The organism is Acinetobacter sp. WC-743 (assembly GCF_000335555.1).
GTDB classification, from domain to species: domain Bacteria; phylum Pseudomonadota; class Gammaproteobacteria; order Pseudomonadales; family Moraxellaceae; genus Acinetobacter; species Acinetobacter bereziniae.
On record NZ_AMFQ01000009.1, the window covers coordinates 34,591 to 46,774 of the forward strand.

The 12,184-nt window shown below is 38.1% G+C and carries 12 protein-coding genes; 6 read left to right on the forward strand and 6 right to left on the reverse strand.

Annotated elements, in window-relative coordinates:
* Positions 1–55: 55 nt before the first annotated feature.
* Positions 56–484 (reverse strand): hypothetical protein, encoded by a 429-nt coding sequence (locus tag ACINWC743_RS00870; protein ID WP_046759763.1) that lies wholly within the window; start codon positions 482–484, stop codon positions 56–58.
* A 67-nt stretch (positions 485–551) separates the two neighbouring features.
* On the opposite strand from ACINWC743_RS00870, the gene ACINWC743_RS00875 reads away from it, so the two are divergent.
* Positions 552–950, forward strand: coding sequence for an MAPEG family protein (locus tag ACINWC743_RS00875; protein WP_004825596.1), 399 nt, complete (start codon positions 552–554; stop codon positions 948–950).
* A 121-nt stretch (positions 951–1,071) separates the two neighbouring features.
* Positions 1,072–1,596, forward strand: a complete 525-nt coding sequence (gene ppa / locus ACINWC743_RS00880; protein ID WP_004825594.1) for an inorganic diphosphatase — start codon at positions 1,072–1,074, stop codon at positions 1,594–1,596.
* Positions 1,597–1,700: 104 nt separating this feature from the next.
* Here ppa and ACINWC743_RS00885 read toward each other — a convergent pair whose 3' ends face one another.
* Positions 1,701–3,002 carry an OprD family outer membrane porin gene (locus ACINWC743_RS00885; RefSeq protein ID WP_004825593.1) on the reverse strand — a complete coding sequence of 434 codons (1,302 nt, stop codon included), beginning with the start codon at positions 3,000–3,002 and terminating at the stop codon, positions 1,701–1,703.
* A gap of 309 nt (positions 3,003–3,311) precedes the next feature.
* On the opposite strand from ACINWC743_RS00885, the gene ACINWC743_RS00890 reads away from it, so the two are divergent.
* Positions 3,312–4,082 carry a TorF family putative porin gene (locus ACINWC743_RS00890; RefSeq protein WP_009584013.1) on the forward strand — a complete coding sequence of 257 codons (771 nt, stop codon included), beginning with the start codon at positions 3,312–3,314 and terminating at the stop codon, positions 4,080–4,082.
* 499 nt (positions 4,083–4,581) lie between these two features.
* The gene (locus ACINWC743_RS00900; protein ID WP_009583975.1) at positions 4,582–5,352 is read left to right on the forward strand and encodes a TorF family putative porin; all 771 of its coding nucleotides are present in this window, start codon (positions 4,582–4,584) and stop codon (positions 5,350–5,352) included.
* Between the two features lie 61 nt (positions 5,353–5,413).
* On the opposite strand, the gene ACINWC743_RS00905 is transcribed toward ACINWC743_RS00900, so the two are convergent.
* Positions 5,414–5,923, reverse strand: a complete 510-nt coding sequence (locus tag ACINWC743_RS00905; protein WP_009584012.1) for a GNAT family N-acetyltransferase — start codon at positions 5,921–5,923, stop codon at positions 5,414–5,416.
* A gap of 537 nt (positions 5,924–6,460) precedes the next feature.
* Between ACINWC743_RS00905 and ACINWC743_RS00910 the strand changes: the two genes are divergently transcribed.
* Positions 6,461–7,042 (forward strand): TetR/AcrR family transcriptional regulator, encoded by a 582-nt coding sequence (locus ACINWC743_RS00910; protein WP_009583983.1) that lies wholly within the window; start codon positions 6,461–6,463, stop codon positions 7,040–7,042.
* Positions 7,043–7,292: 250 nt separating this feature from the next.
* Positions 7,293–8,156 carry a nuclear transport factor 2 family protein gene (locus ACINWC743_RS00915; protein WP_004825582.1) on the forward strand — a complete coding sequence of 288 codons (864 nt, stop codon included), beginning with the start codon at positions 7,293–7,295 and terminating at the stop codon, positions 8,154–8,156.
* Between the two features lie 190 nt (positions 8,157–8,346).
* Here ACINWC743_RS00915 and ACINWC743_RS00920 read toward each other — a convergent pair whose 3' ends face one another.
* From ACINWC743_RS00920 to ACINWC743_RS00930, 3 genes are read right to left on the reverse strand one after another with little or no spacing between them, the layout of a single operon-like run.
* Complete coding sequence (locus ACINWC743_RS00920; protein WP_009584004.1) at positions 8,347–9,858, reverse strand: GMC oxidoreductase; 1,512 nt, start codon at positions 9,856–9,858, stop codon at positions 8,347–8,349.
* On the reverse strand, positions 9,849–10,856 hold the full coding sequence (locus ACINWC743_RS00925; RefSeq protein WP_009584011.1) for a Gfo/Idh/MocA family protein: 1,008 nt from the start codon (positions 10,854–10,856) through the stop codon (positions 9,849–9,851). Before ACINWC743_RS00925 ends, ACINWC743_RS00920 begins: the two co-directional genes overlap by 10 nt.
* 2 nt (positions 10,857–10,858) lie before the next feature.
* Positions 10,859–12,139, reverse strand: a complete 1,281-nt coding sequence (locus tag ACINWC743_RS00930; protein ID WP_035299948.1) for a sugar MFS transporter — start codon at positions 12,137–12,139, stop codon at positions 10,859–10,861.
* Between the last annotated feature and the right edge of the window lie 45 nt (positions 12,140–12,184).

The window sequence follows — 12,184 nt, forward strand, 5'->3', positions numbered from 1 at the left end:
AGCGCCAAGATTGGCGCTTTTTTTGTAACATAGAACAGTGCAACGATGGATAGAATCAGAAATTTTGCTTTGAGCGACTATACCAACCATCAATATAGGGACGGCTTAAACCTACAATCGCAGTAAAGGTCAACATTGTTCCCATTTGACGACCTAAAGCAGAAGGAACAATACTGCCGTAACTCATATAAATATCAATCAAACAATAGATGATAATGATCGCAAGCCACAAATATAGATTCATTCGTTTGATCGCAACCGCAAAAAAAGCCACAATTAAAATGATAAGCGTGCCTAATGTTGACTGCCAGTTATAATTGGCACAAATCACACATAATAAAAATGCCAAAATAGGCAGCACAATTTTAAGAATACGATCAATCTCGGCATGTTGCTGGCGTTGTTTCTCTAAAACTTCAAACAATTCATTTTGGTCGGGCTGCACGACATTGTCCTCACTACACAATTTTGCAAAACTCTGCATTAAACAAAAAATATTCTGTTATTGCCATGCTATGATAACCTGCATTAACACTTCATGAGAAAAAATCATGTCTGGGATAGATGGCATCATATATTTAATTCTAATTGCCTGTTTACTTCCTTATGTTTTTACCATTATTGCGAAAGTATCTGGGGGATTTAAACTCGCAGATAACCAGAATCCTCGTGACTTTTTAGCCAAAAGCACAGGCTTGTCGGCACGCGCCAATGCGGTACAACAAAATAGTTTTGAAAGCTTACCTTTATTTATTGCCGCTGTGCTTATGGCTGAGTATATGGTGGTCTCACAACATTTGATCATGATGTTGGGGATCGCTTATATTGTACTGCGCATTATCTATGGGATTTGTTATCTAGCCAATATTTCAGCATTACGCTCAATCATTTGGTTTCTATCGATGGCTTGTCCAATCATTTTATTATTATTGATTATTCGAATTGTCTGAGTGGATTTAGACGAAATCGATTCATTTTGATGATGCAAAATGTATAATCCGCAGCTGTTCGCGTATTTTAGCGTTATAATCGTCAAGATTTTTTATAAGACCTCACTTCAAAGAGTATCCTATGAGCTATAGCAATATTCCTGCTGGTAAAGATGCACCTAATGACATCTATGTAATCATCGAAATCCCAGCCAATGCTGCACCAATCAAATATGAAGTAGATAAAGATTCAGATGCTTTATTTGTTGACCGTTTCATGGGTACTGCAATGTTCTACCCAGCGAACTACGGTTATGTTCCAAATACCTTGTCTGAAGATGGTGACCCATTAGACGTATTGGTCGTTACACCACATCCATTGGTACATGGTTCAGTGATTCGTTGTCGTCCAGTGGGTAAATTAAACATGGAAGATGACGGTGGTATCGATGCGAAACTTATCGCTGTACCACACGACAAATTAACACCGCTTTATAAAGATGTGAAAGAATATTCAGATCTTCCAGCTTTGTTGTTGAATCAAATTGAACACTTCTTTGCACATTACAAAGATTTAGAGCCTGGGAAATGGGTTAAATTGACAGGTTGGGAAGGTTCTGAAGTTGCTAAAGCTGAAGTATTAAAAGCAATCGAAGCAGCCAAATAAGCCTGATAGAAATGCGGTTTGAAGATTAAATAATTGTTCAAATCAATAAAAAAACCTGCATGATTAAATGCAGGTTTTTTTATGGTTCATTTTTCTATTTTAGATTAGAAAAATTTCACAGGGATATCAAGGAAAATACGCCATTCGTTGGTATCACCGATATAAACAGGGTTATACGCGTCGCTTGCACGGTAGTAAGAGTGGCGAACACGTAAGCTTGCATCTTTTGCAAAACCGCTTTGCATAGTGTATTTCACTTGGTTGAAGAATTCGCGTTCTTGAGCATTGTCGGTCACATTGCGAACTTTAATATCCCAACCATAAACAAATGCAGTCGTCCAGTTTAATCCTGGAACACCATAACCACCAAAGTCTAAGTTATATTGAACTTGAGCAGATTTTTCATGGTTACCAATAAAGTCAGACAAGTACGAGTTTGGTAAATAAACACTTTGGAAACCATCGGCATTTTGACCATAGTCATAACCAACATCACCCGTGTTTTGTTGGTAAGCCAACATCACACTGTGTGGACCTTGATTATAGGTTGAAGACAACGCCCAAATATTATTGGTCTTTTCTACGCCTGCTTTACCTGTGTCTGCATAGTCAGCATCAACTGGACCCGTTGCTGAGTACGTATTGGCATTTTTATCAAACTTAGTGTGATAACCACTGAAGTCAAACGTCAAAGAGCTTTGATTTGCTAGAGGATATTTATAATTTGCATTGATATAATGACGCTCTAAAGCATTCTTAGAATCTAAACCATAATAAGATGCACTGAGTTGGTCATCAAACTTATATTTAGCACCCCAAACAATGGCATCATCCAGATGATTACTGTCTGTATTGATATGATCAGACATTTGGTCTTTGGTAAATTTACCAGCAACAAGTTCTAAGTTCTTAATTTCACGGCTAGTCAATAAAGTCCCTGTAAAGTATTCAGGAACAAGACGTGTGGTATTACTTGCCAATACAGGTAAATCTAAAACTTGAGTACCATAACGCACAGTTGTGTTTGAGAAACGTGCTTTCACGTTTGCACCACCACGAGCCCAGTGATGGTAAGGATTACCTTGATCATCACGAGGGATCATGTTGTTGCCTGAATGTTGGTTGTCACCAATTTTAAAAGAACCGTCACCCACAACACCCACACCAAAACCAACAACGCCTTGTGTGAAACCTGAATCTAAGTCAACAATTGCAGTTTGTGCAAATGAACTTTGGTCTTCGATGCCATGTTTTTTATCGCGAAGGATGTAACCAGTACGAAACAATACAGAACCTTTGGCATCTTCAACGAAACCTTTTGCATCACTTTGTTCGCTAGCAAATGTAGGTGTAATTAAAGCAGCATTAATTAATATAGCTAAAGTAAGTTTTGGAGCATTCAACATGAATTGCCTCGTGAACGAGAATAAATGGTACTGACTGATTGAATTCAGAGCAGATAATGGATGAATTGTATATTTAATCTATAAAAAGGGAATGACCTTTGATTAAAAATATTACATTTTTGTAATTTTCTACTCAATATTAATTTATTTCTTTATGAAAAAAAATTCTAAAGTTGCTTAAATATGATTAAATTGTTTGAAATATCCATTATTTTAATGAATTTGGTTATTCTGTAGCCACTATTTTTACCAAAAATTCAAAAAAACAGTAAAATTTCAGCAAATTTTTCCTCTTACTTATTTAATTTCATGAATTCAATTTTTTCCCAAATTTTATGGGCTTTGCCTATCTGTGTTGTATCGTGTTCTGTATTTGCGGATCAGACAGATCATTCTGCTGAAAATAGTATAATTTCTGGAAATATAGGGGTGGTATCTAAGTATATCTATCGCGGTGGTGAGGAAAATCAAGATCTTGCAATGCAAGGCGGTTTAGCCTATGCGCATCAAAGTGGCATAACATTAGGCTATTGGGGGTCGACTTTAGGCTATGATCCATCAGATGACAGACAAGATCATGGCTTTGAACATAATTTCTATCTGTCATATGGACAGGAAATTGATCAAAATTGGCGCTACAATCTTAAAACCACAGCCTATGTGTACCATCATGGTGGAACGGTCTACGCTGAGCAGGGGGATCATCGTAAAACTGATGATTTAGACATTTTAGCTGAGTTTGTTTATAAGAATTTAACAGTGGGTGCGGCAGTAATGCTCGCTGATTCTTCTTATGCCAATGCGGGTGATGTCTACTTAAGTGCCGCTTATAGTTATCCTTTAGCGCATGAATTTGTGTTCAATACATCTTTTGGCGGCTCTTTCTACAATACTCAGCACGATAATCAGATTGTGCAGTCGAAAAAGAATTTTACCTTCAATGAAGCGCGTATAGGTGTCAGTAAGTCAATTGCAAATACTGGGCTGTTGGCATCGTTTGATTACGTCGTAGGTGGCAAGAGTCGTATTGGAGAAGATTATGATGATCACATGGTACTTGGCTTGATCTACAATTTTTAGCTGATACTCAAGCCCCATTTTTATGCTCAAAAATTTAACACAGTGCATGACCTAAGATTGGGCATGCACTTTTTTTAAGCATTTTTTAAGTTAAAATCTGTTTTTTGATCAAAAATAGTACATTTTGTTGCAGTGTTGTGACATTTAAGCTTTGAAAAATATTTATGAGATTTTTATGTCACGAATCACATCAATGATAGAAAATTTATGCGACGGTTTTACATACTCATCAGCAGTCAAAATCATGCTGAAAGTAGGTAAATATGAAGCATCGTCATTTCGTGTTCAATGATCTAATGATCCGTACACAACTCAGAAAAAGAAATTTTATCCAACAAAAAAAATTAATAATTTTATTTATGATCAATAGTTTGGGGTGTTTTAATCAAAATTATAAAAAATTAAAAAATATTCTTGGCATGGCAATTGCTAAATGCTTAGGGAGTTCATCAAATTTTAGCATAACAAATAAACATCGTATGATGGGGGAGCACTCAAGATGAAATTCTCAACTAAAGCACTAGCATTGGCAGTTTTATCGTCTACAGCAACTATGGCAATGGCGGAAGATAACGCACTGTCAAAATTAGGTTTAAGTTTCTCAGGAAGTGCTGCCGTAACGAATGACTATCGTTTTCGTGGTATGACGCAAACAATGAGTGATCCAGCAGTGCAAGCAGGTTTCACTTTATCGCATACTTCAGGTCTATATGTTGGTCTATGGGGCTCCAATGTGAACTTTGGCGAGTCAGATCCTCATTTAGAATTAGACCCATCGATCGGTTTTACAACACCATTAGAACTTTCACCAACCTTTAAGCCAACTTTAGATGTTGGTGTGGTTGAATATAACTACCCAAGTGCAAGCAGTGACTTTAACTGGACTGAATTTTACGCAAAATTAATATTTGCAGATGTGTTTGTGAAAGGTGGAAGTTTATTAACAAACGTGAACTATACCAATGACTGGGCTGCAGTCGGTGGAAATAGCTGGAATTTTAACCTAGGTTATTCTGCACCATTCGGCGATACTGGTTTTGGTGGTGTTGCCAATGTGGGTTATACCACAATGGATGAAAAAGCATTACCAGATGGTAAAGACAACTATGTAGACTGGAAAGTTGGGGTTAACTACAGTGTTAAATCAATTCCAGGTGTTACTGCGGAACTTGCTGCTGTAGGGACAAATATTGATACAGATGGTTTTACCAATGCTTCAAAACGTGGAGTTGAAACAGGTGCTGTGTTTACGCTAACCAAAGCATTCTAAGTACGATTAAAATGAAAAAAGGTGACTTTAAGTCACCTTTTTTTATATCCAGTCAGCCAAGTTAAGCGGTTGCTCCAAATGCAGCATGATAGTTGACTTTCCCATGAGGAATATCTTGGGTAAAGGCAAGGGCTTGAAAGTATTCAGCAGGGACACCTTCAAGGATCAAATGGGCATAAGGTTTAAAGCCAAATTTTGAGTAGTAAGCAGGATCACCAAGGACTACACATCCCGCAGCGCCAAGTTGTTTGAGTTGTTGTAAGGACTGTTGTATTAACGCCTTACCCACACCTTGTTGTTGGTACGCTGGAACAACAGAAACTGGACCTAAGCCATACCAGTTTGGCTCGCCAGAGGAAATCACCACAGGTGAAATCGCAACATGCCCGATGATCTTGCCTTCAAATTCAGCAACAATCGAAATACTTAATTGATTTGCTTCCCTGAGTGCATTCACGATGAAGTGTTCGGTGTGATCTGTATGTGCTGCATGTTCAAAAGCTTGTTGTGTGATATTGAAAATACTTTCAATATCATCTGCTTGTTCGTTGCGTAAAGTTAAGTTGAGCATCTTGATTATATCGTACCTATTATTTAGCTCATTCTAAGAGTGCTTTTATTGCACTGGCAAGGCTTAGTCTAAATACATTTTTTGAATTTGCCGAAACCAGCATTTAACGATTTTACTCATATTTTTTATGATCAATAGTGTTTGATCACCTGAGTTAAAAATAGGATGCAGACAGAATATGATCAGAAACTCTTAATGCCTGTGCAGCAATGGTGAGCGCAGGATTTACAGCTGCGGAGCTTGGAAAAAAGCTTGCCATTATGCGAAAAATTACTCCAATACGATTTGTTGTAGAAGGAGTTTTAATTGAATCACCTTGCTCTGCGTTTCTAGTCTCACATTATTATGCTTAATTTCCTGAATTCATTAGTAAATTTTATGCATACTCCATTAAATTCAAAAGAAATTAATGAAAATAGATAACAATTTAATAACGATTTCGTAAGAGATGAGTATTCTTGACCGTTCGTTACAATATTGATTATACTGTGGTAAGTTAGTATTTCTTGGCAATACCTTTAACCTTTGGTGAATTTAATGAGTGGAAGACCTAGGGAGTTCGATGATGAGGCAGTTATTACTGCTGCTATGGATGTATTCTGGACTAATGGCTATGAAGCAACTTCTGCGCAAGAGCTGGTTGAGCGAACAGGCTTAGGGCGGGGAAGCTTATATAATGCTTTTGGCAGTAAGATTGGGCTATATCACGAATCATTGAGGTATTATCAAGAATTAGGAATTCATATTCAATCAAATATATTAAATGGTTCTGGTACCACTAAAGAACGTTTACGTACTCTTATGTTATGGGGGATTGAGGGTGATCTTGACCCCGTCAAACGAAGGGGATGTATGGCATTATTTGCAGCCTTGGAACGTTCAGGTAAAGACCCAATTGTTGTACAAATAAGTCAAGTTTATGTAAAGCGTCTTGAAAAAGTTTTATTCGACTTATTTACTGAAGGACAACATAAGGGTGAAATAGTAAAAAATCGTTCGGCACTTTCATTAGCACGAGCCTTTTTAAGTAGTTATTACGGCTTAAGATTATTAGGTAGATCTATGCCAGAAAGAGAATTTCTTATAGATGTAATGGAAGGAACATTGGCTCAGCTATAAAAGTTTAAGTAGTTGTTGTCCTTTTTATTTTTTTAATTTTGGAATGATCATTAAAGAATGTTTGAAAAAGAATTGATCTCTCGCATATTTTGCATTGTAGATTTGATGCAAATATTTGCTTCATTCGTGTGGAAAGAGAGAAGACTATTTTAGTCTGATACGCATTGTTATGTTTTTATGGATTTCCAAGAACTTAGTTACTTATTGACACGGCTTTCTACGTTGTCATTTTTTGCAAAAGGAATGTCTTATGCTTAATAACACTGATGCACGCATCGAAACCATTCGTAATTATTTTCGTAAGGTAGATGCTAAAGATCCTACATTGCTTGACCTCTTCATTGAGGAGGTCGAGTTCTTCTTTCCTAAGTTCGGACTTGCGCATGGTAAGGAGGCAATGATAAGTTTCGCCGAACGGATCGGGGTGGAGGCAGCCCATCTTACTCATGATATTGATGGTTTAACCTTCACTGTAGATGGAGACCGAATAGTGGTCGAAGGACGTGAATGGGGGGTTACACGTGATGGACGCAAATGGCCAGATGGAATTATATCGCAAGGTCGTTTTGCAAATGTATTCGAATTTGATGGTAAGTTGATTAGTCGAATGTACATCTATGTTGATCCAGATGTAACTAATGGAGATCGTCAACGTGTGGCACTGTATCGCGGTGAAACTGCTATTAAAACACCCTATCAGGTTGTTACTCACTACTTTGAGTATTGGGCTGATCTGTGGGTGGAACCAAATGATCCGCAAAAGTTGGCTGCCGTTCTCGAACTATTCGCTGAAAAGGTCGATTGGGATATCCCTGGTAATAAAGAAGTTGTACCTTGGATTGGTCCTCGAAATGATAGAGAGTCAGTGGGTGCTTTTCACCAAGAGTTGGCAGCACAAATTGCACCTGAGCGATTCGAAGTACAGCATATTTTAGCTGATGACCAAGATGTCGTGGCAATTGGTGAACTATCATCTCGTGTTAAAGCTACAGGAAGTCTCATTGAGACTCCTTTTGCTTTTCTGTTCACAATAAAGGAGGGAAAAATCATTCGTTATCGTATGCTAGAAGATAGTTATGCTGTTGCTATTGCTGCATCTAGTCAGAAAGTTTAGATGAATGCGGCAAGTTAATTCTTAAAGTATTACTTATATTGATCATATCGTACCTATTATTTAGCTCATTCTAAGAGTGCTTTTATTGCACTGGCAAGGCTTAGTCTAAATACATTTTTTAAATTTGCTGAAATCAGTATTTAACTATTTTACTCATATTTTTATGATCAATAGTGTTTGATCACCTGAGTTAAAAATAGGATGCAGACAGAATATGATCAGAAACTCTTAATGCCTGTGCAGCAATGGTGAGCGCAGGATTTACGGCTGCGGAGCTTGGAAAAAAGCTTGCATCAACCACAAATAAATTATCATGATCATAAGATCTGCAAAAACTGTTGAGGGGTGAAGTCCGAGGATCAAGCCCCATACGAATAGTGCCACATTGATGCGAAGGTGTTCTTTTATCAAATGCTTGTTGAAGAACCCAATAGAAGCCACAATCTTTCAGAATTGCACTAAATTTATGCACTAACTTCTGATGTGCACTCCAATTATTTCTTTCCCATACCAAATTAATTTTGTCATTTTCAACAAAAACTCGATTATGTGGGGAGGGCAAATCTTCACTCATGGCATAAAAGTCGATGCTATGTTTGCTGAAATAATTCAAAGCAAAAGCGGGTATAAATGGGATATTGGATTTCAGAATTTTGCCCGAAACTTTGCCGAGAAGCTGAATATTGCCGAGTGGTAAACCATTAACACCATCATTTAAATAAAAGTCATTGATGCCAAAAGTTTTTGAGTAAAGTGAATCATTGGTATATCGATGATTAAAACCGATAATTGCTGAACAATTATGATTCATGAAGTTACGCCCAACCATAGTAGAACTGTTGGATAAACCCTCTGGATTGCTTTGATTTTTTGAACGAAGCAATAGTGCTGCTGAGTGAATAGCACCTGCTGAGAGCACCACCAGTTTAGGTCGAATGGATTCAAGCTTGCCATTGTGTGAAAAAATCACTTCTTCAATATGGTTTGTTGTTGAAGAGGTTTTTAACTGAATCACCTTGCTCTGTGTTTGTAATCTCACATTGTTGTATTGAATTGCCTGAATCAGTGGTCCCGTTTCTGCATCAATTTTGCCATTAAAAAAATGCGGGTGCGCATCCCAAGGTACTTTACGAGTTTGTTTCCATTGTTCAATATCCATTGCCAAAGGTAAGGGATAAGGATGAAGACCTTGAGCCTTGAGTTGGTCTTTGACTGCGCGAATTGCTGGTTCATCTTCAATTGCTTTAAATGGATAAGACGTTGAATGGTAAGGTTCGGTAGGATCAAAATGTTCATCGCCCCTCACTTTAAAAAGTACTTCTGCTTTTGCATACCACGGTTCTAAGGTTTGATAGGTAAATGGCCATGCTGGAGAGATTCCTCCTTGGTGTGTCATTTCTAAGAAGTCTTGTTGACGATACCTTGCCAGAACAGCACCAAAGAATTTGGAGTTGCCACCCACATAATAATAATTGCCTGGTTTAAAAGGTTTTTTATCTTTATCCAACCATTCTTCATTGGGCTTAAAGTATTGCTCTGTAAAAATCTTATCTTGATCTTCATTGATTGGAGAATCGGGCAGTTGAGTACCGCATTCAAGAATAAGTATATTCAGACCACTTGCGGCAAGACCTGCTGCCATTGTTGAGCCACCGATACCAGACCCTATGATGAGAATATCTGTTTGATGATTTAAAAACATAGTGATTCTCCAAAAGTAAGCGAGATATGCTTTTTATTTTCAATGGCTTGTTGTATTGCTAAAGCAATTTCTAAAGAACGTAAACCATCATAGGCTGTTGCAGCAGGTCGCCCCCGATTTTGAATGGCATTTTTAAACTGTTGAAAAGAACTGACGTATAAGTTGTGGTGCTCAATTGGAATACGTTGGCAACCCTTATCATTGTTAAGATGTAATTCTCCAATAGCATGTTGGGTCAATGTATTCGATGCCTGTAAATTTCCTTTGGAACCGATGATATCGATACTGGTTTGAAAATATTGTGCGGTAAAAGAATCATAAAAACTGACCAATGCACCTTTCGCAAATTCAATTGTACCCATCACTGTTTCAGGCACATTATTCGGGCTAAGCACTCCTGTTTGAGCCATAGCACTTACGCTGATAGGTTCATCGTTAAGTAAAAAGCGAAGTGTATCAATGTCATGAACAGTAATATCAAGGATAACGCCACCTTCTGAAGGTGTGTGGATACGCCAGCTCTGTAAATTCTTCGGCAGAGAGACAGCATGACAAAATCGAATGTTCTGCACTTCACCAATACAATTGTTTGCAATGAGTTCACGTATTTTTTGTATGACAGCAGAATTTCGAAGATGATAATTGACAGCTAAAACCACCTGATGGATTTTTGCCTGTTCAATCATCTGTTGGGCATCTGAGATACTGAGTGCCATCGGCTTTTCACACATCACGTGCTTTTTTGCTTTTAAAGCAATCATTGCTTGTTCGGCATGAAGCGAATTTGCACTCGAAATATAAACAGCGTCAACCTCATTGTCATAAAGTGCGTGTTTTAAATCATGAGAAAATTTTTGAATATTTTGTTTACGGGCAAAGTCTTGAGCTCGTACCAAATCATTGCTGACGATACCAGTCACTTCGTCACCAACTGCTCTGATCGCCGAAATAATCCATTCCTGTGCAACATTACTTGCACCCACCAATAGCCAGTTCATGTTTAGTCTCCTTGCTGAGAACAAAATATGCTGAATACCCAAATACCGAGGTAACAAATGATCGGTACATAAAGACTGGTACTCAATGAGCTGATATCTGCAACCAAACCTGTTAGAGGAGGAACAATTGCACCACCTACAATGCCACAACATAAGATGCCAGAGCCTTCAGCTGCTCTTTCTTTTAAGTGTTTCGAGGCAAGTGAGAAAATGGTCGGAAACATGATGGAGTTAAAGAAACCGACAGCGAGGATCGCAATTCCTGCAATATTTCCTCGTAAAGTACTACTGGTGAACAAAAGCGCCATAACTGCGATGGAAAACAATGCCAGTAGTTTGGCAGGTGTAATAATTTTCATCAGTGCTGAACACAGGAAGCGAGCGATCATTGCACCACCCCAGTAAAATGCAACAAGTTTGCCAGCATGTTCAGCAGAGATATTCATAATCTCGGCTTGAGATAAGTAGTTCACCAGAACACTGCCGATGGTGACTTCAGCACCGACATATAAGAAAAGACAAATAAAACCTAAAGCAAATCTGGGGGACTTTAGTAAGCTGAGTGAGGCGCTTAAACTTATATGAGCTGACGAGCTTAGGTTTTTAGGACCATCATTTCGAAAGCGCGCCAGTAAAATACAAAAGATAGCGATGACGATGGCAATACCAGTATAGGCATGACTGATGACAGAAGACTCCTGTTGCAGATATGCAGTCATTTCGATACTGCTCAATTGCGAGGTATCGACAGTCGCAATGCTTCCTAAGATGATAATCGCACCAAAGTAAGGTGCAATAGTCGTCCCCAATGAGTTGAAAGCGTGTCCAAGTGTAAGGCGGCTTGAAACTGTTTCTGCTTTACCCAACTGAGTGAGCAGGGGATTGGTCACCACTTGAATAATGGTCACCCCTACTGCAAGAATAAACAGGGCAGATAAAAAGGCTGCAAACATATGAATCTTGGTTGCAGGAATGAAGGCTAGACATCCGATTGCCATAACAAAAAGTCCAATAATGGCAGAACGAACATATCCAAATTTATAAATCAATCGACTTGCAGGAATAGAAGCAACAAAGTAAGCAAAGAAAAAAGCGGATTGAACGAGCATAGCTTCCATGTAGCTCAGTTGAAAAACTTCTTTGAGTTTGGGAATTAAAACGTCGTTCAGGCTGGTAATACTGCCGAATAGAAAAAACAAAGCAAAAACCATTATATTTAATGAATAATTATTTTGTGAATTCTGTCGGAGCTCTTGATTATTGAATAGCGTTTGATTTTTCATTTGATACCTTTCCGTGGTATATAAAAATGATAATAATCAGCATGG

Coding starts and splice junctions, on each gene's coding strand:
- ppa (WP_004825594.1), top strand. CDS start 1,072: ATGAGCTATAGCAATATTCCTGCTGGTAAAGATGCACCTAATGACATC.
- ACINWC743_RS00870 (WP_046759763.1), bottom strand. CDS start 484: ATGCAGAGTTTTGCAAAATTGTGTAGTGAGGACAATGTCGTGCAGCCC.
- ACINWC743_RS00885 (WP_004825593.1), bottom strand. CDS start 3,002: ATGTTGAATGCTCCAAAACTTACTTTAGCTATATTAATTAATGCTGCT.
- ACINWC743_RS00925 (WP_009584011.1), bottom strand. CDS start 10,856: ATGAACTGGCTATTGGTGGGTGCAAGTAATGTTGCACAGGAATGGATT.
- ACINWC743_RS00915 (WP_004825582.1), top strand. CDS start 7,293: ATGCTTAATAACACTGATGCACGCATCGAAACCATTCGTAATTATTTT.
- ACINWC743_RS00890 (WP_009584013.1), top strand. CDS start 3,312: ATGAATTCAATTTTTTCCCAAATTTTATGGGCTTTGCCTATCTGTGTT.
- ACINWC743_RS00900 (WP_009583975.1), top strand. CDS start 4,582: ATGAAATTCTCAACTAAAGCACTAGCATTGGCAGTTTTATCGTCTACA.
- ACINWC743_RS00910 (WP_009583983.1), top strand. CDS start 6,461: ATGAGTGGAAGACCTAGGGAGTTCGATGATGAGGCAGTTATTACTGCT.
- ACINWC743_RS00875 (WP_004825596.1), top strand. CDS start 552: ATGTCTGGGATAGATGGCATCATATATTTAATTCTAATTGCCTGTTTA.
- ACINWC743_RS00930 (WP_035299948.1), bottom strand. CDS start 12,139: ATGAAAAATCAAACGCTATTCAATAATCAAGAGCTCCGACAGAATTCA.
- ACINWC743_RS00905 (WP_009584012.1), bottom strand. CDS start 5,923: ATGCTCAACTTAACTTTACGCAACGAACAAGCAGATGATATTGAAAGT.
- ACINWC743_RS00920 (WP_009584004.1), bottom strand. CDS start 9,858: ATGTTTTTAAATCATCAAACAGATATTCTCATCATAGGGTCTGGTATC.